Origin of the sequence: Amycolatopsis orientalis DSM 40040 = KCTC 9412 (assembly GCF_000478275.1) — a bacterium.
GTDB lineage: Bacteria > Actinomycetota > Actinomycetes > Mycobacteriales > Pseudonocardiaceae > Amycolatopsis > Amycolatopsis orientalis.
Window position 1 is genome coordinate 24,348 of record NZ_ASJB01000015.1, and the last position, 19,627, is coordinate 43,974.

At 71.0% G+C, this 19,627-nt stretch carries 24 protein-coding genes; 16 read left to right on the plus strand and 8 right to left on the minus strand.

Annotated elements, in window-relative coordinates:
- Window positions 1–2: 2 nt before the first annotated feature.
- From L324_RS02500 to L324_RS02545, 10 genes are all read left to right on the plus strand, one after another.
- Entirely contained in the window at window positions 3–749 is a 747-nt protein-coding gene (locus L324_RS02500; RefSeq protein WP_037303776.1) for a pyrimidine reductase family protein, read from the plus strand.
- Entirely contained in the window at window positions 746–1,303 is a 558-nt protein-coding gene (locus L324_RS02505; protein ID WP_037303778.1) for an RNA polymerase sigma factor, read from the plus strand. The genes L324_RS02500 and L324_RS02505 overlap by 4 nt, the downstream gene beginning before the upstream one ends.
- Entirely contained in the window at window positions 1,303–1,728 is a 426-nt protein-coding gene (locus tag L324_RS02510) for a hypothetical protein (RefSeq protein WP_037303779.1), read from the plus strand. The genes L324_RS02505 and L324_RS02510 overlap by 1 nt, the downstream gene beginning before the upstream one ends.
- Window positions 1,729–1,863: 135 nt before the next feature.
- Window positions 1,864–2,325: an Asp23/Gls24 family envelope stress response protein gene (locus L324_RS02515; RefSeq protein ID WP_037303781.1), complete on the plus strand. Its 462-nt coding sequence runs from the start codon at window positions 1,864–1,866 to the stop codon at window positions 2,323–2,325.
- Window positions 2,325–2,501: a hypothetical protein gene (locus L324_RS43030; RefSeq protein ID WP_005157087.1), complete on the plus strand. Its 177-nt coding sequence runs from the start codon at window positions 2,325–2,327 to the stop codon at window positions 2,499–2,501. Before L324_RS02515 ends, L324_RS43030 begins: the two co-directional genes overlap by 1 nt.
- Window positions 2,498–2,863, plus strand: a complete 366-nt coding sequence (locus tag L324_RS02525) for an Asp23/Gls24 family envelope stress response protein (RefSeq protein ID WP_037303783.1) — start codon at window positions 2,498–2,500, stop codon at window positions 2,861–2,863. Before L324_RS43030 ends, L324_RS02525 begins: the two co-directional genes overlap by 4 nt.
- A gap of 14 nt (window positions 2,864–2,877) precedes the next feature.
- Window positions 2,878–3,414 (plus strand): DUF6286 domain-containing protein, encoded by a 537-nt coding sequence (locus tag L324_RS02530; RefSeq protein WP_037303786.1) that lies wholly within the window; start codon window positions 2,878–2,880, stop codon window positions 3,412–3,414.
- Window positions 3,411–3,998 (plus strand): hypothetical protein, encoded by a 588-nt coding sequence (locus tag L324_RS02535; protein ID WP_037303789.1) that lies wholly within the window; start codon window positions 3,411–3,413, stop codon window positions 3,996–3,998. Before L324_RS02530 ends, L324_RS02535 begins: the two co-directional genes overlap by 4 nt.
- A 28-nt stretch (window positions 3,999–4,026) precedes the next feature.
- Window positions 4,027–5,106 (plus strand): ATP-dependent DNA ligase, encoded by a 1,080-nt coding sequence (locus L324_RS02540; RefSeq protein WP_037304417.1) that lies wholly within the window; start codon window positions 4,027–4,029, stop codon window positions 5,104–5,106.
- A 72-nt stretch (window positions 5,107–5,178) separates the two neighbouring features.
- Complete coding sequence (locus L324_RS02545; RefSeq protein ID WP_037303791.1) at window positions 5,179–6,744, plus strand: alpha/beta hydrolase; 1,566 nt, start codon at window positions 5,179–5,181, stop codon at window positions 6,742–6,744.
- A 137-nt stretch (window positions 6,745–6,881) separates the two neighbouring features.
- On the opposite strand, the gene L324_RS02550 is transcribed toward L324_RS02545, so the two are convergent.
- Window positions 6,882–7,124, minus strand: a complete 243-nt coding sequence (locus L324_RS02550) for a DUF2630 family protein (protein ID WP_037303794.1) — start codon at window positions 7,122–7,124, stop codon at window positions 6,882–6,884.
- A 90-nt stretch (window positions 7,125–7,214) separates the two neighbouring features.
- Between L324_RS02550 and L324_RS02555 the strand changes: the two genes are divergently transcribed.
- Entirely contained in the window at window positions 7,215–7,571 is a 357-nt protein-coding gene (locus L324_RS02555) for a thioredoxin family protein (protein WP_037303795.1), read from the plus strand.
- 87 nt (window positions 7,572–7,658) lie between these two features.
- Here the strand turns inward: L324_RS02555 and L324_RS02560 are convergent, their stop codons facing one another.
- Both L324_RS02560 and pruA read right to left on the minus strand, forming a co-directional pair.
- The gene (locus L324_RS02560) at window positions 7,659–8,588 is read right to left on the minus strand and encodes a proline dehydrogenase family protein (protein ID WP_037303796.1); all 930 of its coding nucleotides are present in this window, start codon (window positions 8,586–8,588) and stop codon (window positions 7,659–7,661) included.
- A gap of 18 nt (window positions 8,589–8,606) precedes the next feature.
- Window positions 8,607–10,244 (minus strand): L-glutamate gamma-semialdehyde dehydrogenase, encoded by a 1,638-nt coding sequence (gene pruA / locus L324_RS02565; protein ID WP_037303797.1) that lies wholly within the window; start codon window positions 10,242–10,244, stop codon window positions 8,607–8,609.
- A gap of 159 nt (window positions 10,245–10,403) precedes the next feature.
- Here pruA and L324_RS02570 point away from each other — a divergent pair, with 159 nt between their 5' ends.
- Window positions 10,404–11,975 carry a PucR family transcriptional regulator gene (locus L324_RS02570; RefSeq protein ID WP_175583831.1) on the plus strand — a complete coding sequence of 524 codons (1,572 nt, stop codon included), beginning with the start codon at window positions 10,404–10,406 and terminating at the stop codon, window positions 11,973–11,975.
- Between the two features lie 75 nt (window positions 11,976–12,050).
- Here the strand turns inward: L324_RS02570 and L324_RS02575 are convergent, their stop codons facing one another.
- From L324_RS02575 to L324_RS02585, 3 genes are all read right to left on the minus strand, one after another.
- Complete coding sequence (locus L324_RS02575) at window positions 12,051–12,287, minus strand: S1 RNA-binding domain-containing protein (RefSeq protein ID WP_037303798.1); 237 nt, start codon at window positions 12,285–12,287, stop codon at window positions 12,051–12,053.
- Between the two features lie 154 nt (window positions 12,288–12,441).
- Window positions 12,442–13,482 carry an LLM class flavin-dependent oxidoreductase gene (locus L324_RS02580; protein WP_051173583.1) on the minus strand — a complete coding sequence of 347 codons (1,041 nt, stop codon included), beginning with the start codon at window positions 13,480–13,482 and terminating at the stop codon, window positions 12,442–12,444.
- 6 nt (window positions 13,483–13,488) lie between these two features.
- Window positions 13,489–13,881, minus strand: a complete 393-nt coding sequence (locus L324_RS02585) for a DUF6221 family protein (protein ID WP_037303801.1) — start codon at window positions 13,879–13,881, stop codon at window positions 13,489–13,491.
- A gap of 376 nt (window positions 13,882–14,257) precedes the next feature.
- Between L324_RS02585 and L324_RS02590 the strand changes: the two genes are divergently transcribed.
- Complete coding sequence (locus tag L324_RS02590; RefSeq protein ID WP_037303803.1) at window positions 14,258–15,115, plus strand: phosphotransferase family protein; 858 nt, start codon at window positions 14,258–14,260, stop codon at window positions 15,113–15,115.
- Window positions 15,116–15,130: 15 nt separating this feature from the next.
- Here the strand turns inward: L324_RS02590 and L324_RS02595 are convergent, their stop codons facing one another.
- Window positions 15,131–16,150, minus strand: a complete 1,020-nt coding sequence (locus L324_RS02595) for a DNA polymerase domain-containing protein (protein ID WP_037303804.1) — start codon at window positions 16,148–16,150, stop codon at window positions 15,131–15,133.
- A gap of 28 nt (window positions 16,151–16,178) precedes the next feature.
- Window positions 16,179–16,736 carry a GNAT family N-acetyltransferase gene (locus tag L324_RS02600; protein WP_037303805.1) on the minus strand — a complete coding sequence of 186 codons (558 nt, stop codon included), beginning with the start codon at window positions 16,734–16,736 and terminating at the stop codon, window positions 16,179–16,181.
- Window positions 16,737–16,760: 24 nt separating this feature from the next.
- Between L324_RS02600 and L324_RS02605 the strand changes: the two genes are divergently transcribed.
- The 3 genes from L324_RS02605 (at window position 16,761) to L324_RS02615 (ending at window position 19,614) form a co-directional block, all read left to right on the plus strand.
- Entirely contained in the window at window positions 16,761–17,447 is a 687-nt protein-coding gene (locus L324_RS02605; protein WP_037304419.1) for a TVP38/TMEM64 family protein, read from the plus strand.
- A gap of 180 nt (window positions 17,448–17,627) precedes the next feature.
- Window positions 17,628–19,235: a serine/threonine-protein kinase gene (locus tag L324_RS02610; protein ID WP_037303806.1), complete on the plus strand. Its 1,608-nt coding sequence runs from the start codon at window positions 17,628–17,630 to the stop codon at window positions 19,233–19,235.
- A gap of 73 nt (window positions 19,236–19,308) precedes the next feature.
- On the plus strand, window positions 19,309–19,614 hold the full coding sequence (locus L324_RS02615) for a hypothetical protein (RefSeq protein ID WP_037303807.1): 306 nt from the start codon (window positions 19,309–19,311) through the stop codon (window positions 19,612–19,614).
- The last annotated feature ends 13 nt before the right edge of the window (window positions 19,615–19,627 follow it).

The window sequence follows — 19,627 nt, forward strand, 5'->3', positions numbered from 1 at the left end:
GTATGCGGCTTCTGTGGCCAACGACACCGGCGGATCCCGTCTCCGACGCCGACCTGGAGCGGCTCTACGGGTATCCCGAAGACCTGACCCGTCCCTGGGTCCAGGTCAACTTCGTCAGCTCCGCCGACGGCGCGGCCGCGGTCGACGAGCTGTCCGAGGGCCTTTCGCATCCGGCCGACAAACGCGTCTTCCTGCTGGGGCGCCTGCTCTCCGACGTGATCCTGGTCGGCGCGGGCACGGCCCGCGCCGAGGGCTACCGCGGCGCGCGGATCAGCGCCGACCGGGCCGCCCGCCGGGTCTCCCTCGGGCTGTCGGAGGTCCCGCCGATCGCCGTGGTCACCCGGTCGGGCGACCTCGATCCCGCGGGTCCCTTGTTCACCGACACGAAGGTGCCGCCGATCGTCATCACCACCGAGAAGGCCCCGCGAGCCGCGCTGGAGCGCGCGGGCGCCGAGGTGCTCCTGGCCGGGACCGACGACGTCGATCTGGGGACCGCGCTCGAACTCCTCGGGAAACGCGGGCTGTACCGCGTCGACTGCGAGGGCGGGCCGACGCTGTTCGGCGACCTGATCGCCGCCGATCTCGTCGACCAGTTGTGCCTCACGGTCGCCCCCCTGCTGGCGGGCGCGGGCGCGGGCCGGATCGCACACGGCCGTCCCACCCTGGAGCCCCGGCGGATGGACCTCGCGTCGGTGCTGTCCGAGGACGGTTTCACCATGCTGCGCTACCGCCGCCGGGAGGGCGGGTGAGCGAGCCCGCGCCGGTTCCGGACGAGGAACTGGCGGCCAGGGCCGCCGGCGGGGACCACGGTGCCTTCGACACCCTGGTGCGGCGGCACACGGCCAGGATGTACCGCGTGGCGCTGCGGATCACCGGCAGCACGTCGGAGGCCGAGGACGTCGTCCAGGAGGCCTGGCTTTCCGCGTGGCGCGCGCTGCCCGGCTTCCGGTACGAATCCGCGGTGTCCACCTGGCTCTACCGGGTGACCACCAACGGCGCGCTGGGCCAGGTCCGGCGCCGGAAACCGACGGTGCCGCTCGACGAGGGCGACGCGGGTGTCGTCCCCGGTCCGGAAGGGCACGTGGTGAGCGCGGAACAGGTCGGCGCGGTGCTGCGCGCGATCGCCGAACTGGACGTCGGCCAGCGGATCCCGCTGATTCTGCGAGAATTCGAAGGGCTGACCTACGAGGAGGTGGCCGAGGTCCTCGAAGTGAGTGTGCCCGCGCTGCGGGCCCGGCTGCACCGCGCCAGGGTGGCGCTGCTGGCGAAGCTCGGCGACAACTTCCGACCCGGGGAACGGTGATGAGCGAGGATCCGCGCGACGACCCCCGGTGGGCGCAGGTGCGCGCCGCCGCGAGCCGTCCGGTGCCGACGCCGCCCGGGCTCGTCGAACGGGTGCTCCGCTCGGTCGGCGGTGTTCGCGGCAGGCACACCACCTCGCCGCTCGACCTGCCGTCGGCGGGCGGGAAGACGCAGGTGTCGGAGCGGGCGCTGGTGCTGATGACCCGGCGGCTCGCCGCGGAGATCGGGCGCGACCTCGGCGGGGTGTACGTCTCGGCCGTCGCGCTCGAAGACGAAGTGCTCCAGGTGCTCGTGACGGTCCGCTTCGGCGTCGAAGCGGCGGCCGCGGAAGTGCTGCGTCACCGGGTCGCCGAGGCGCTGACCGGCCAGCTCGGCTCCGCCCCGCCCGCGATCAACGTCCATGTCGTCGACGTGCATCCCGACTGAGCAACCGGAACTGATTACCCCGTTCGGGGGACATGACGTGACGGCTCGCCCTGCGCGCGTGTCCTGGTCGGTGAGAGCGTTAGGGAACGCCGCGCGCGGGTCGCGCGGCGCAAGGTGCGAGAAGGAGCGAACTTCATGGCGCAGCCGAGCGCGAGCAAGCCCGACACCCCGGTGGTGGGCGCCGGGACGGGATCGACCCTCAACGAGGAAGGAGCCGCCGGCAAGACCACGATCTCGTCGGTGGTGGTCCAGAAGGTGGCCGGACTCGCCACCCGTGAGGTGACCGGGATCCACGCGCTGGGCGGCGGGGTCTCGCGGGCCTTCGGCGCGATCCGCGAGCGCATCCCCGGTTCCGGCACGGTCACCACGTCCGGGGTCTCGGTCGAGGTCGGCGAGAAGCAGGCGGCGATCGACCTCGACGTCGTCGTCGAGTACGGCGCGCGCATCGTGGACGTGGCGCGGGCGGTGCGCCGCAACGTGATCGGCCAGGTCGAGCAGATCACCGGCCTCGAGGTGATCGAGGTCAACATCGCGGTCAACGACATCCACCTGCCGGACGAGAACGGCGGCGAGACCGAGACCTCGCGGGTCGAATGATGAACGGCACCCAGACCGGCCTGCTCGCCGGGCTCATCCTCGGCCTCGCCGCGACCCAGGGCTTCACCGCGTTCCTGGTGACACTGGCCGTCGGCGTCATCGGCCTCGTCCTCGGCCGCGTACTCGACGGCGAACTCGACCTCGGCGACCTGTTCGGCCGGGGCCGCGACAAATGACCCTCCCGCCCGAACCAGGCGGCCCCGAAAACCGCGGCACCCTCACCATCGCGCCCGCCGTGGTCCGCAAGATCGCGCAGCACGCGGCGGACCAGGTCGATGGGACCACGCGGGCCGAACGGCGGATCGCCGGACTCGGGCTGGGGACACACGGCGCGAGCGCGAAGGTCGGCGGTGAGGGCAACGACGTCGACCTCGTGCTCGACGTCGCGCTGAACTATCCGGCGCCGGTACGGCGGATCGTCGGCGATCTGCGCGCCCGGGTCACCGAGGAGGTCGAGCGGATCACCTCGTACCGGGTCCGCGACATCTCCGTCACGGTCTCCGCGCTCCTGCCCGACATCGCGCCCCGCGTCCGCTAGAAGGAGCAACCGGTATGCGTTTGTTCGTCCGCCTGCTGTCCGCCCTGATCGGGCTGGCGCTGGCCGCCGCCGGGGTCCTCCTGGCGCTGGAGGTCGGCTGGGGCTGGTGGCGGCCGGGGCGCGGCCCGCTGTTCGTCCCGTGGGACGACTGGCGCGACAGGCTCGCGGAGCTGTCCTGGGGCAGTTCCCCGGTCCGGCTCACCGCGATCGTCGTCGGGGTGGTGGGCCTGCTGCTGATCCTCGCGGCGGCTTCGGCCGGGCGCCGTGCCATCCGGCTGACCGATCCGGCGAACGAGGTCAGTGTGACCACGTCGCCGCGGTCGCTCGCCCGGCTGGTGGGGGTGACCGTCCGCGCGCAGGAGAACGTCGCCGGCGCGAAGGTCACCGCCACCGCCAAGAAGATCCGCGTCCGCGCGACGAGCAGGCTGGAGACCGAAGGCGAGCTGCGGCCGCGGCTGCTGGAGACGGTCTCCGGTCTGCTCGACGAAGTCCCCCTGGTACGGCGGCCGAAGGTGTCCGTCGTCGTCGACTCCCCGAAGGACCGCCGATGAGCCGTTCAGTCTCCGCCAAGGCACTCGGCCGGTCCACCGGCACGGAACGGATCCTGACCGTCCTCATCGGACTCCTCGCGCTGCTCGGCGGGATCGCGGTACTCGTGATCGGCGCCGGCTGGCTCGGCACCTACCGCGGCCGCCGTCCGCTGGCCGACCCCCTCGCGCTCGACTGGCTCGCGCAGCACGCGCTCCCGGCTCGCGTCGGCGCGCTGGTGCTCGGGGTGCTCCTGCTGTGGCTGGGACTGTGGTGGTTCTTCCGGTCACTGCGCCCGGAAGGCCGTCCGGACCTCGAACTCGACCACGACCTCGTGGTGACCTCCTCGGCCATCTCCGACGCCGTCCGCGCCGACGCCGAGACGATCGACGGGATCGGCCGCGCCCGGGTCCGCGCGGTCGGCGACAGTGAGAACCCGGCGCTGCGGATCACGCTCTGGTTGAACGAGGGCACCGACCTGAAACGCGTCTGGGAGCAGCTCGACCGCACCGTGCTGGCCCGCGCGCGGGAATCGCTCGGGGTCGACGTGCTGCCCACCGCCGTCCGGCTCGAACTCGACACGGCAGCACCGCAACGGGTGCGCTGACCGCGCCGATACGGCAAGAATGGCCGTCATGTCGCTTCCCTTGACGCCGCCGGTCAAACCGATGCTCGCCAAACCGGCGAAGGCCATCCCCGATTCCGGCGGCCTGCTGTTCGAGCCGAAGTGGGACGGCTACCGCTGCCTGGTGTTCCGCGACGGCGACGAGCTGACCCTCCAGTCGCGGTCGGAGAAGCCGCTCAACCGGTACTTCCCCGAAGTCGTCGAACGGCTGAAGGCGACGCTGCCGGAGCGGATCGTGCTCGACGGCGAACTGGTGGTCGGCCGGGACGGGAAACTGGACTTCGACGCGCTCACCGACCGGATCCACCCCGCCGAAAGCCGGATCAAGCTGCTCGCGGAGCAGACCCCGGCGGAGTTCGTCGCGTTCGACCTGCTGGCGCTCGGCGACGAGTCCTATCTGGACGAACCGACGTCGAAACGGCGGGAACGGCTGGAGAAACTGGCTTCCGACGGCATCCACCTGACCCCGGCCACGGCGGATCCGGCGGTCGCGCGGCACTGGTTCGAGCTGTTCGAGGGCGCGGGACTCGACGGCGTCATCGGCAAACCGCTCGACGAGCCGTACACCCCCGGCAAACGCGTGCTGCTGAAGTACAAGCACTCGCGGACCGCCGACTGCGTGCTGGCGGGGCTGCGCTGGCACGTCGACGGCGAACCGGGCGAGCTGGTCGGCTCGTTCCTGCTCGGGCTGTACGACGAGGACGGCGTGCTGCACCACCCCGGCGTCGTCGGCTCCTTCCCGGTCACCCGGCGGCGTGAACTGGCCGAGGAGCTGGCGCCGCTGATCACCGACGGGACCGATCACCCGTGGCTGGGCGACAACGTGCGGGAGAACCAGCGGATCCCCGGCGGGATCACGCGGTGGAAGTCCAAGGAAGCCCCGTGGGTGCCGCTGAAGCTGGAGAAGGTGGTCGAGGTCGGCTACGAGCACACGGAGGGCGGATATCCGTCGCGGTTCCGGCACACCGCGCAGTTCAAGCGCTGGCGCCCCGACCGCGAGCCGGACTCCTGCACCTACGCCCAGCTCGACGAGGTCGCCCGGTACGACCTGGACGCGGTGTTCCGCGGCGAGGTCAAGCGCACCCGTTAACCGGCGCCTGACACACGACCTGCGAAGCTCACCCACGAGCTTTTGTCATGCCCGGAAAGTGAGGACCAGCCCGTGCGCCCCGCCAGCACCGTCCGCCGCAGGCCACGGCTGATCCTGACGACCGTCCTGGCCGCGGCCGTGCTCGCGGGCTGCACGGCCGGGCCCTCGGTGCGGCCGGCGGTGATCGACAACGACGGCAAGACCACCCCCGGTTCCTCGACGGTCGCGCAGCAGGTGCCGCTGCCGCCGCTGAACGAACCCCGGTCACCGTCCCTCAAATGGGAGGACTGCGACGAGGCCACCCGGCAGCGCCTGGGCCAGCCGTCCGTGCCGGACACGCTGAAGTTCTCCTGCGCCAGGGTGCCCATCACGGTCGACGCGCCGGACCTGCCGGGGCGCGGGCTCGCCCGGATGTCGGTGGTCAAGACCGGGGACGGGCCGATTCCGCTCGTCGTGGTCAACGACGTCGACGGGGAGCCGGGGTCGCTCTACGCCGCGCGGCTGGCCGCGACGCTGCCGCCCGAGTACCTGAAGAAGTTCTCCCTGATCGGCGTCGACCGGCGCGGGACCGGGGCGTCCGTGCCGGTCCAGTGCATCCCGGCGGAGATCCGCGCCGACCTGCTCGGCGGCGACCCGGCCGTGGGCGACCTCGAAGCCGTGGTGGACGCGGCGCGCAAGGCCGGTCAGCAGTGCGCGATCGAACTGGACGACTCGCAGGTCGCGATGGACAGCTGGCGGGCCGCGGGTGATCTCGAAGAACTCCGGGAGCAGCTGGGCCTCGACAGGCTGCACGCGCTGGGGCGCGGTGACGGTTCGAAGGTCCTCGCCGAATACGCCGTGCGGTTCCCGGCGCAGGTGGGCCGGGTCATGCTCGACGGCCTGCCCGATCCGGGCGCCGACACGGCCGCCGTCCAGGACGCCGTCGCCGCGGGCGCGCAGGCCACACTCGACGCGTTCGGCGCCGACTGCATCGCCAGGGGCTGCCCGCTCGGTGACGCCCGCTCGGCCGTGAACGCCGTCGCGGACCGGCTCCGCGCCGCCCCCGCCACGACCACCGACGGCGTCGAGATCACGCCGGGGATCGCGCTGTACGCCGTCTATTCGGGGCTCACGCAACGCTCACGCTGGGTGGAACTCGCCGAGGCGCTCAAGACCGCGCAGACCGGCGACGTCACGCCGCTGGCCGCGTTCGCCGAACCGGCGCTGAAGGACACCCGGGCCCGGCCGACCCGGCTGGACGGCACCCTCGCCACCAAATGCAACGACAGCGCGACCCGGCTCTCGGCCGAAGAACTCACCCGCCTGACGACGACGCTGCGTGGCAAGTACCCGCAGTTCGGTGTCTTCGCCGCGCAGCTGCTGGCGTGGTGCAGCCCCTGGCCCGTGCGCCGCGAACCGCTGCCGCCCGCCGGCGCCCCCGGCGCTCCGCCGATCCTCGTCGCGGGCACCGCGACCGACCCGGTCACGCCGGAGCAGGGCACCGGCCGGGCCGCCGACCAGATGCCGAGCGCGGTGACGATCACCTGGCAGGGCGCCGGGCACGGTGCGCTGACCCTTTCGCCGTGCGTCACCGACGCGACGCGGGCTTTCCTGATCGACGGGAAGATCCCCGTCGACGGGACCCTGTGCCCGGCCTGATCCGCCCCGGCTCGCCCCCCCACGGAGCGTGACGCCGTTCCACTCCTCACGCGCGCCATGAAAGGTCCTTTCCTTGCAAAATTTGCAAGGAAAGGACCTTTCATGGCGCGCGTGGGGTGTCCGGCTGGCGTCGTCCCCTACTGCCGGTAAGACTCCACCTCGCTGATCGGCCGTGCCGAAGCCTGGTCCGGATCCTCGTCGAACTCGACCCGGGCCCGCCGCTGCCGCAGCAGGTCCCAGCACTGGTCGAGCTGCTGCTCGACACTGGCCAGGCGCGACCGGTCGTCCGAGCTGAGCCCGGTCCCGATCGCCCGCGCACGGAGTTCGTGCTCCTCGCTGACCAGTTCGTCGATCCGGCTGAGGATGTCCCCGTCGGCCATACGCACCTCCCGCGAAACGTGGGTTGCTCCATCCGAGACGCTACGCGCCCGCGCGGGAATGTGCGCCCTTCCCGATTCGTTACGCCCGGCATGAGCACTGTGGAGCTGACCGCCGCCAACTTCGATCAGGTCGTGTCCGAGAACGACTTCGTGATCATCGACTTCTGGGCGGGCTGGTGCATGCCGTGCCGCCAGTTCGCGCCGACCTACGAGAAGGTGTCGGGCAACCACGACGACATCGTCTTCGCCAGCGTCGACACCGAAGCCGAGCAGCAGCTGGCCGCCGCCTTCGACGTGCGCTCGATCCCCACGCTCGCGGTGATCCGCGACAAGACGGTCATCTACTCGCAGCCCGGCGCGCTTCCGGAGAAGACGCTCGAAGACCTGATCCAGCAGGCGCGCGACATCGACATGGACAAGCTCAAGGAAGAGGCCCAGGAGGCCTGACGAGCGTGAAGAAGGGGCCCTTCCCGGCGGATTTCGCCGGGAAGGGCCCCTTTGTACTTCAGCGGAACCGTGCCACCGGGAACCGGGTCAGCCCCGGGTGGCGAGTCCGCGCAGGAAGAACGCCAGGTTCGCCGGGCGTTCCGCCAGCCTGCGCATGAAATAGCCGTACCATTCGTCGCCGTAGGGGACGTAGACGCGCATGGTCTTGCCGTCCCCCGCGATCCGGCGCTGCTCCTCGGGACGGATCCCGTACAGCATCTGGAATTCGTGGTCGTCCGCCTTGCGGCCCGCGTCCATGGCGAGCTTCTCGGCGATCGCGATCATCCGCGGGTCGTGCGAGGCGACCATCGGATAACCCTTGCCAGCCATGAGGATCTTCAGGCAGCGCACGTAGGACTTGTCCACTTCGGACTTGTCCTGGAACGCGACCTCTTCGGGTTCGGCGTAGGCGCCCTTGCACAACCGGACGCGGGAGCCTTCACCGGCGAGGTCGCGGCAGTCCTGTTCGGTCCGCCGCAGGTATGCCTGCAGCACCGCGCCCACCCACGGGTACTCGGTGCGCAGTTCCCGCAGGATGCCCAGGGTCGAATCGGTGGTGGTGTGGTCCTCCATGTCGAGGGTCACCGTGGCACCGACCGCCTCGGCCGCCGCACAGATCTTGCGGGCGTTCTCCAGTGCGACCTTCTCGCCGTCGGCGGGCAGGAACTGGCCGACCGCGGACAGCTTCACCGAGACGTCCGCGCCGAACGCGAGACCGTCGGCCGCCAGCGCGGACAGCAGTTCCTCGTAGGCGCGGACGGTCGTCGCGGCCTGCTCGGCGTCGGTGGTGTCCTCGCCGAGGTGGTCGAGGGTGACCCGGAGGCCGTCGTCGGCCAGTTCGCGGACCACCCGGGCGGCGTCGGGCGTCTTCGAACCGGCGACGAACCGGCTCACCACCGATCGGGTGGCGGGGACGACCTCGACCAGCTTGCGCATCCGCCGGGATCGGGCGGCGGCGAGCAACGGGGCACGCAACATCACGGACTCCTGGAGAACTCAGCCCTGGTGGGGGTAGCGGACGCCGGTCGGCGGAACGAAGGTCTCCTTGATCGAGCGCGGGCTCGTCCAGCGGAGCAGGTTGAACACCGAACCGGCCTTGTCGTTGGTGCCGGACGCGCGACCGCCGCCGAAGGGCTGCTGCCCGACGACCGCACCGGTCGGCTTGTCGTTGACGTAGAAGTTGCCGGCGGCGAAGCGCAGCGCCTCGGACGCCTTCGCGACGGCCGTGCGGTCGTTGGCGATGACCGCGCCGGTGAGCGCGTAGTCGGCGGTCTCGTCGACCAGCTTGAGCACGTTGTCGAAGCCTTCGGCGGTGTCGTCGTCGTAGACGTGGATCGCGAGGATCGGGCCGAAGTACTCGGTGCGGAAGATCTCGTGCTTCGGGTTGTCCGAGACGAGGATCGTCGGGCGCACGAAGTAGCCGACGCTGTCGTCGGCGGTGCCACCGGCGATGACCTCGACCTCGGCGTCCTCGGCGGCACTGGCCAGTACGGCGGCGTGCTTGTCGAAGGCGCGGCGGTCGATCACGGCGCCGCCGAAGTTGGTCAGGTCGGTGACGTCGCCGTAGGTGAGGGCCTCGGTCTCGGAGACCAGTTCGTCCTTCAGGCTCGCCCAGAGCGAGCGCGGGACGTAGGCGCGGGAAGCGGCCGAGCACTTCTGGCCCTGGTACTCGAAGGCGCCGCGGATCAGCGCGGTGCGCAGGATGTCGACGTCGGCCGAGGCGTGCGCGAGCACGAAGTCCTTGCCGCCGGTCTCGCCGACCAGGCGCGGGTACGTGCGGTAGCCGGAGATGTTGGCGCCGACGGTGGCCCACAGGTGCTGGAACGTCGCGGTGGACCCGGTGAAGTGGATCCCGGCCAGGTCGCGGTGGGTGAGGGCGACCTCGGAGACGGCCTTGCCGTCACCCGGGAGCAGGTTGATGACGCCCGGCGGCATGCCCGCCTCTTCGAGCAGCCGCATCAGCATGTGCGCGGCGTAGCTCTGCGTCGGCGACGGCTTCCACAGCACGACGTTGCCCATCAGCGCGGGCGCGGTCGGCAGGTTGCCGGAGATCGCGGTGAAGTTGAACGGGGTGATGGCGTACACGAAGCCCTCGAGCGGGCGGTGCTCCATCCGGTTCCAGATACCGGGCGAGCTGACCGGCTGCTCGGCGAGGATCTGACGGCCGAAGGCGACGTTGAAGCGCCAGAAGTCGATCAGCTCGCAGGCGGAGTCGATCTCGGCCTGGAAGGCGGTCTTCGACTGGCCGAGCATGGTGGCGGCGTTCAGCCGGGCGCGCCAGGGGCCCGCCAGCAGGTCGGCGGCACGCAGGATGATCGCGGCGCGGTCGTCGAAGGAGAGCGCGCGCCAGCCCGGGGCGGCGGCCTTGGCCGCGGCGATCGCGTCGTGGGTGTCCTGCGCGGTCGCGCTGTGGATGACGCCCAGCACGGCCTTGTGGTTGTGCGGCTGGACGACCTCGATCTTCTCGCCGCCGCCCTTGCGCTGCTCACCACCGATCGTCGCGGTGATGTCGATGGGGTCGGCGCCGCCCAGCGACTTGAGCGCGCCCTCGAGTTCAGCGCGCTCAGCGCTGCCCGGCGCGTAGTTCAGCACCGGCTCGTTCTTCGGGGCGGGGGTCTGGGTCACGGCGTCCACTGACTGCTCCTGACTTCACTTCGCCGGTTAGAGGTCTCTCCCCGAACGGTAGACCGGACGACCTCCCGGCGGATTGTCCGACTGGCTAGAATCAGGGTGACCGTCTTGTCCGATCGGCTTAATCTGGTGATCACCGCGACTACCGAACCGACCACGGGAGTGCCCGGCGCTTCGCTGCGGCACGTCCTCGCCACGCTCGGAGAACCGCTGGTCAGGGTGCTCGCGGCGCCGGGCGGCCTCGGCGTCGGCGTCGAGGACGTCGTCATCCACGATCCGGAAGACCCGCCGGACGCCCATCCGGGTGATCTCGTCCTGGTGATCGGCGCGCGCGGGCGGTCGGCGGCGGGGGCGATCCGGGCGGCGGGACGGTCCGGCGCGGCCGCCGTGGCGGTCAAGAACGGCTCGGCCGTCGTGCACGTCGCGGCCGACACCGGGATCGCGCTGCTCGAAGTCGGCCACGAGGCGCGCTGGGAGCAGGTCGAGGCGCTGGCCAGGGGCGTCGTCGACGCGGCCCGCGCGGGCGGCGAGGCGGACCACGGCGAGGTACTGGGCGATCTGTTCTCGCTCGCGCAGACCATCGCGACGCTGACCGGCGGCCTGGTCAGCATCGAGGACACCGCCAGCCGCGTACTGGCCTACTCGCGGGCGGGCGACGAGGTGGACGAGCTGCGCAGGCTCTCGATCCTCGGCCGCGAGGGCCCGGAGCGCTATCTCGCGATGCTGCGCGAATGGGGCGTCTACCAGCGGCTTCGCGCCGGTGAAGGCATCGTCCGCATCGACGAACGGCCCGATCTCGGCATCCGGCGGCGGATCGCGGCCGGCATCCACGCCGGTTCCCAGCCGCTCGGCACGATCTGGGTCCAGGAGGGCGCGCATCCGCTCACCGAAAGCGCGGAGGTCGCCCTGCTCGGTGCCAGCCGGGCGCTCGCGCCCCAGCTGATCCGGCATCGCATGCTGCCCAGCCCGGAACTCCGGCTGCGCGAGGACCTACTGGCCGGGCTGCTCGAAGGCCGTCTCGACGTCGAATCCGTGGCCGACGACATCGGCGCGGACCCCGGGAAACCCGCCATGGTGCTGGGGTTCTCGCTCCCCCGCGACCGCGCGGCGACCGACCGGCAGCTGCGGCGTGCCGAACTGGTGCACCTGATCACCGTGCACACCGCCGCGTACCGGCGGAGCGCGCTGGTGAGCGTGATCGGCGGGCGGGTTTACGCGCTCCTTCCCGATCTCCCCGAGCACGCCGAGCCGCGGATCCTCGCGCTGGCCAAGGAGATCGTCGGCACCGCGCGACGGCATCTCGAGGTCGGGGTGCGCGCCGCGCTGGGCGGCGTCGTGCCCCGGCTCTCCGACGCGGCGGCCTCGCGGGGGGACGCCGACCGCGTGCTGGCGGCGATGGCCCGCGGCCACGGGACCGCGGACGTCGCCTCGCTCGCCGACGTCCGCGCCGAGGTCCTGCTCTCGGAGGTGCTCGCCTTCCTCGGCGAGCAGCCGAGGATCCGCGATCCGCGGCTGACGGAGCTGGTCGCGCACGACGCCGAGCACGGCGGCATCCTCGTCCCGGCCGTACTCGCCTACCTCGACGCGTTCGGCGATGTCCGGCGCGCGGCGCGGGAGCTGAACATCCACCCGAACACGGTGCGGTACCGGGTGCGGCGCGCCGGCGAGGTGTCCGGGATCGACCTGGCCGACCCCGCGCAGCGTGTCCTGACCCAGCTCCTGTTGCGCCTCTAGAACACGTTCAGTCCTCTGGATGCGATGGTTCGCGACGCGAAATACCGCATCCAGAGGACGAAATGCGAGGGGGCGTCAGGCCAGGGTCAGGCTGAACCGCCGGTTCTGGATGTCCAGCTTGTCGAGCCGGACCGCGACGGACGCCCCGGCGGCGAGTGGCCCGGTGCCGCCGACGGTCGGCAGCAACCCTTCCAGCCCCTGGGCCACCTCGACGAACGCGCCGAACGGCAGCACTCGCGTGACGACGCCGTCCAGGACGCCGCCGTCCGCGTTCGCGACGACGAAATCACGCCAGTTTTCCTTGTGGGACATGCGATTCACCTCCTCTCCGCGCATGGTCCACCCGAAGGGACACCTACGCGGAGGCGGGCTGCGAGCCCGCTGGGAGATCAAGCGGCGGCCGGGGAACCCGTCCGCTCACGGCACAAGGCCGACCCGGCAGTCATGGCCGTGACCCTAACAAAGATCACGACGCCGCGGCGAGGCTTCTCAGCCCGGCGACCTCGGCGAGCCCGCGATAGGACTCCAGCCGCTCCGCCTGGTCGAAGGTGCTTGTCGTCACGAGGATCTCGTCGGCGCCGGTCTTGGCGACGAGAGCGGCCAGCCGGTCGCCCACCTCGTCCGGGGTGCCGGCGATCTGGCCGTCGAGCGCCCGGTCCAGCCGCTCCTGATCACGTCCGGACAGCGGTCCCGCGAGGATCTCCTCCACCGGCGACAGCGGCGGGAAGACGCCGTGCGTCCGCGAGTAGACCGTCGACCACGCTTCAGGGATCAGCAGCTGCCGCGCCAGCCCGGCCGTCTCGGCGACCGCGATCGCCGTGGACACCACGACGTACGGCCGCGAAGCCTGCGCGGAAGGCCGGAAGGCGGAACGGTAGCCCTCGATCGCTTCGAGCAGTGGTCCCTCGCCCCGCACCGGCGCGATCACCAGCGGCAGCCCCAGTTCCGCGGCCAGCCGCGCCCCCGCGCCGGTGGCCAGCAGGAACGCGGGCACGCGCAGGCCCTCCGCCGGAATGGCGTGCACGCCCGGATACGCCGTCTGGTCGCCCGCGAGGAACCCGAGCAGCTCCCGGACCTGGTCGCCGAAGCGGTCGGCGTCGCCCTTCTCGTGCCCGAGCGCCTGGCGGACCCCGCCGGTGAACCCGACCGACCTGCCCAGCCCCATGTCGATCCGGCCGGGGAACAGCGCTTCGAGCACGCCGAACTGTTCCGCGACCACCAGCGGCCGGTGGTTCGGCAGCATCACGCCGCCGGTGCCGACCCGGATCCGCCCGGTGGCCGAGGCGACGGCGGCCGCCAGCACCGTGGGCGCCGAACCGGCGACGCCGGGCACGCTGTGATGTTCGGAGACCCAGAACCGGTGATAGCCCAGCGCTTCGATCTCTCGCGCGAAGGCGACGGTGTCCCGCAGGGCGCGGGGCGCGTCACCGCCGCGGCGGGTCGGGGACCGGTCCAGAACCGAAAGGGTGATCACCCTCGGATCAACGCGCCCGGACGCGGCGGGCATTCCCGCTCAGGGGCGCCAGCGCTCGCTGTAGTCCGGGTGGTCGGCGTAGGGCAGGGCGAGAAGCCGCAGGGTCAGGCACCAGTTCGTCCCGGCCTCGTCCGCGGGCACGTTGCACGTCTCGCACCAGTATTCGTTGCCGTACAGGGGGAATCCCGGGACCTTCTCCGAGACCGTGGTGCGGTGCGCTTGCAGGAGCCGCCGGGTCGCCTCGATCTCGTTGATCATCTGGTTGACCACGTCGAGTTCGAGGTCGTTCAGCGAGCGGATCTTCTTTTCGATGACGACCTTGGTCTCACCGCGGGTGAGCGATTCGCTGATCTCGGTTTTCTTGACGGCCTGCATGATCAGCGCCTGGCGTTGCCCCACCCGCGCGGCGAGGAAGGCGATCAGGTCGTCCACGAATTCTCCTTCGTCTCCCCCAGGCTGGTGTTCGGAGGGAAATGTCGCTGGCAGGAAGCCTGGCGTTACGACCGAGTCCCACGCGTCACACAGTCTCGTATCGATCACTCCCGGAGCGGTAACAGGTTTCTGGATCGACACGAGTTCGCAATCAGCTCGCGAGAAAATCGCGGAAGAGACGGACGAGAAGCGGGAATCGGTCACCGAAGCCGCACGTGCCGTCACGAAACGCGTTCCCGCTCCCGGCCCGGGCTCGCCGTCGCCCTCGTACCGCCCGCCCGGACCGGCGCCGGGCGGCAACGGTTCATCCATCATGTCCCTGACGAACGAGAACACCGACACCAACGGCAAGTAGCTCCGGGAGCAGGACGACAAGGTGAAGAAGTACCGCTGGAGTGAGTTGCCGGAACCCGTACGCGAGGGAATCCGGGAGCGCGTCGGCGCCATCACCGTGTGCGAGGAGGTCAAGGCAGGCCAGAGCAGCAACTTCACCGCCGTCGTGCACCGTGACGGAGCGGCGCCCTTGTTCGTCAAGGCGGTGGAGGGAATCTCCCCACCGATGCGCTGGCTCCGGAACGAAGCCGGCGTCGGCGAACCGACCTCCGACATCGCCCCGGCCGTGCACTTCTCCGCCGACATCGAGGACTGGCTGGTCGTCGGCTTCGAGTACGTGCGCGGCCGGCGTGCCCAGCTCGCCCCGGGCTCCTCCGACCTCGCGCTGGTGGCCGCGACGCTCGACCGCATCGGGCGTCTCCAGGCTCCCGGGCTCCGGGCGCTGGAGCAGCGCTGGCAGCCGACATGGTGGGACCGGCTAGGCCAGGAGCGCCCTGAGGTCATCGGCCGCTGGAACCTCGACGAACTGGTGGCCTGGGAGCGGAAGGTCCCCGCGCTCGTCGCCGGAAACAGCCTTCTCCACACCGATCTCCACCCGGACCAGTTCCTCATCGCCGACGACGGGGAGATCCGGGTCATCGATTGGGGCTGGCCCGCACGAGGTGCCGCGTGGGTCGACCCGGCTTTCCTGGTCATCCGCCTCATCGACGCGGGCCACCGAGTGGACGAGGCGGAGACCTGGGCGCGACGGAACACCCGCTGGGCCGAAGCGGGCGATGAAGCGATCACCGCGTTCGCCGTGTACGTCGCCGGGCTCTGGAGCTACAAGGCCGCCACAACCGCCAGGCTGGCGCGTATCGCGCGTGACTACCTCGGCCGCCGTCTCCCGGCACGCGAGTAGAGGACCAAACGCGGGCTAGGTGTCGTCCCGCGCTTTGCTGGGCTGGACCCGCTTCGGCTCACCCGGCATCTTCGGGTAGTCCGGCGGATACGGCATCTCGCCGAGGCCGTGGTCGCGCTCGTCCCGCGCGTACCACTCCAGCAGCGTCTCGATGCCGAACGCCCGTTCGTCCATCGGCGCGTGCAGGTCGCCGTGCTCGGCGTAGAAGGCACCGGCGGTGAGGACGTCGAAGTCGTCCGGGTCGACCTCGGTGAGCAGGTCCCAGGTCAACGGCGTCGACACCGTCGCGCGCGGGGTGCCCCGGACCGACCAGGCCGAAGCCACCGTGCGGTCGCGGGCCGCCTGGTTGTAGTCGATGAAGACCCGGCCGCCGCGCTCTTCCTTCCACCACGCGATGGTCGCCTTGTCCGGGATCCGGCGTTCGACCTCGCGGCCGAGCGCGATCACCGCGTGGCGGACGTCGATGAAGTCCCACTCCGGCCGGATCCGCACCAGGACGTGCACGCCGCGCCCGCCCGAGGTCTTCGGGTAGCCGACGAGCCCGGCCGAGTCGAGGACGTCGCGCACCACCCCGGCGACCTCGACCGCGTCGGTGAACCCGGCCTCGTCCGGCGGGTCGACGTCGATGCGCAGTTCGTCGGGATGGTCGACGTCGGGCCGCCGCACCGGCCACGGGTGGAAGTCGAAGGTGCCCAGATTCGCCGCCCAGGCGAAGACGGCGGGCTCGGTCGGGCAGACCTCCTCGGCCGTCCGGCCGGACGGGAAGGTGATCTTCACGGTCTCCACCCACTCGGGGGCGCCTTTCGGCACGCGCTTGGCGTAGAACCACTCGCCCTCGACACCGTCGACATAGCGCTTCAGCGTCGTGGGCCGCTCCCCGACCGCGCGCAGCAGTGGCTCGCCGACCGCGACGTAGTGCTCCACGACCTGGCGCTTCGTGATGCCACGGGCGGGGAAGTACACCTTGTCCGGGCTGGACACCCGCACCTTGCGCTCGCCTACCGCGACCTCGATCGGCTCACCGTTCTTGGGCATGCGCCCACCGTAGCCAGTCCGGCGCCGATCAGGGCCGCGGATCGTTCTTCAGAATTGCCATCGTGATGACGTCATGCCACTCGCCGTCCCACCACAGCGCCTCCCGCTGGAGCCCTTCGCGGACGAACCCGCATTTCTCGTAGACGCGCCGCGCCCTCGGGTTGTGTTCGAAGACCTCGAGCGACACGCGGTGCAGGCCGACGACGTCGAACGCGAAGTCCAGGAGGAGCTTGGTCGCCTCGGTGCCGTAGCCCTTGCCGAAGACATCGGGACCGGTCAACGCGATCCGGAAGGCCCCGGAGCGGTTGTGCTCGTCGATGTCGGAAAGCACGACGTCACCGAGGTAGGCGCGGTCTTCGCCGCGGAGGATCGCGTAGTCCGCCCGATCGTCGAGTCCCGGCCTGGAGGCGAGCCACTTGCGGATCTGCTCCTCGGTGAACTTCGTGTGCGTGCCGGTCAGCCTGGTCGTCTCCGGCTCCCGCACCGCCCGCCACGCGGGTTCGAGGTAAGTCTCGTCCAGCTGCGCCAGCACGACGTGCTCGCCGATGAGTTCGGGCTGCCGTCGCAGCGCGTCGGTATCGATCACAGCGGATACCGTACGGTTGACGTGGTGTCCGGCCGTACCAAATTGATGCTCGCGCTCACCGTGCTCGCCCTCTTCGTGGCCGCCGCGGTACTGCTGCCGATCCCCGGCCCGGCCGGGCTTCGGGCCTGGGCGGCCGAGACCGGCCCGGCCACCCCGCTGGTCTTCTTCCTCCTCTACGCGGTGCTCACTGTCGCGCCGATCCCGCGGACCGTGTTCAACCTGGCGGGCGGGCTCCTGCTCGGCGCCACGACGGGCATCGTCGTCGGCATCTTGGCGACCACGGTCGCCTCCGGGCTCTCGTTCGCCCTCGCGAGGGCGCTGGGCCGCGACCTCGTCACCCGGCATCTGCACCGGGCCAAGGTCCGCGCGGTCAACGACCGGCTTTCCGACGGCGGCGTCCTGGCGATCACCTCCTTGAGGCTGATCCCGATGGTGCCGTTCGCTCCGTTCAGTTACCTGTGCGGAGTGTCATCCGTCCGCTTCGCTCCGTATCTTCTCGGGACCGCGCTCGGCAGCCTGCCGGGCACGGTCGCGGTCGTCGTCCTCGGCGACGCGCTGACCGGGGAAACGCCCCCCGCCCTGCTGATCTGTTACGCCGTGTTCGCCGCCGCGGGGGCCATCGGCCTGGTCAAGGTCTTCCGGCGGAAGGCCCGTCCGGTGCCCGAATCGAGCGCCGAGGAAGAATCGCCCGTCTCCGCACCGGCGAGCTGACGGGGATCCGAAACCGCCGCCCGCTACACTCGATCGGGTGCGCGGGACCCGTGAGGCCGCGTAACGCCACCATCACCCGGGATGTGTTCGTCAAAGAATGTGTCAGGAGCAGTCGCCATCGACACCGGTCAGCTGATCGCTGGGCACTACCGCCTGGTCGAGCAAATTGGTAGCGGTGCCATGGGGGTGGTCTGGCGCGCCATCGACGTCCGCCTCGAACGCTCGGTGGCGGTCAAGCAGATCCTCCCGCAGCCCGGTGTCTCCGAAGCCGAACGCGACAACATGCGCCAGCGCGCCATGCGCGAGGCGAAGAACGCGGCCCGCTTCCAGCATCCGAACGCGATCGTGGTGTTCGACATCGCCGAGCACGGCGGCGATCCCTGCCTGGTGATGGAGTACCTGAACGGCCCGAGCCTCTCGGCGATCATCTCCGAGGAGGGCACGCTGCCGCTGGGCCGCGTCGCGAAGATCGGCGAGCAGGTCGCGTCGGCGCTGGTCGCCGCGCACCGCGCCGGGATCGTGCACCGCGACGTCAAACCGGGCAACATCCTGATCGACGAGGCAGGCACCGCGAAGATCACCGACTTCGGCATCTCCCGCGCGGCCGGTGACATGACGCTCACCCAGACCGGCCTCATCGGCGGCACCCCGGCCTACCTCGCACCCGAGCTGGCGCGCGGCTCCGACCCGGTGCCCAGCTCCGACGTCTTCGCGCTCGGCGCGACGCTCTACCAGGCGATCGAAGGCCAGACGCCGTACGGGAACAGCTCCAACCAGCTCGCGTTGCTGTACGCGGCCGCGAACGGGCAGATCAACCCGCCGCAGCAGGCCGGTCCCGCGACGGCGCTGCTGATGAGCCTCCTGCGCACCGAGCCCACCGAGCGGCCGACCATGGCCGAGGCCAGGGAACGGCTCGCCGCGCTGGCGGCGAACGAATCCGCCGCGGGAACGGCGGCGTCGCCGCGGCTCTTCGGGGCCGGTGGCGGCAGACAGCCCGCCGCGCCCGACACCCCGGGACGCGGCAACCCCGCCGGGGAACGGCCGCCCTGGCAGCGGACCGATCCCCCGGCCCAGTCCGCGACGCCCCAGCTTCCGCCGCCGCCCGCCAAGCAGCCCACGCCGACGGCCGCGTTCATCCCCATGCGCTCGCAGGCGGCTCCGCCGAACACGCCGCCGCGCCCGGTCGCCGCGGCGACCCCGCCGCCGTCCGCGGCCGCCCCGATGCGGCCGTCCCAGGGGAAGCCCGCCGACGGCAAGCGCAAGGCCGCGCTGTTCGCGGGCGCGGGCGCCGCGGTCGTGGTGATCGCCGTGATCGTGTTCCTGGTGCTCAATTCGGGTAACGGGGCGAACACCCAGGGCGGTACCGGCGACAACACCCAGGCCCAGCCGGGCACCTCGATGTCGAAGTCGAATCCGCCGTCGTCGTCGCGCGCGGCCCCGGCGGGGCTGGGCCAGGCCCAGACCGAGAAGATCACGAACTTCTCGAGCGTGGGGCAGTTCGTGCTCGACTTCTTCGACACGGGCAAGATCGGGACCGACGCGAGCTGGAACAAGCTCACCGAGGGCGCGAAGGCCGTGTACGGCTCTCCCGAAGCGTTCGCCGAGTACTGGTCGACGCACAAGGTCACCGGAGCCAAGCAGGCACACGCCGACAGCGGCGGCGGGAACCCCGACGGCTCGATCGACATGAACGTGACGGTCAACAACGGCCCCCGTCCGGCACTCCGCGTCGTCCAGGTCGGCGGCCAGTACCTCATCGACGCCGACACGCGAGTACTCGGTCCCTGACCCAGCGTGGTGGTGGTGAGACCCGCCTCGCTGGTGGTAGGCCAATCGCCGCTCGTGGCTTACTGTTGCTTCCATGGCCGATAGCGGACCTTTCGGACCTGGCCCGAATCCTCGTTTCCGCGAGGACCTGGTAGGTCTCGACCCGTACGACCCCGAAGCTCGTGCCTTCGCCGAGCATCTGGACCGCATCGAACGCTGCGGCCCCAACTTCACCGTGGAAGCCTGCCTCGACGGTGTCTCCGACTTCGCCGATTCCAGCAACCGCCTCGGCGGCCTGCGCTGGTGGGTCTCCGCACTGGTCGTGGTCCTCATCGTGCTCGGCGTGATGGTCACCGCATGGGACATCATCGGCCGGGCCATCACGTGGCTCGCGGGGTAACGTGGAACCGGTG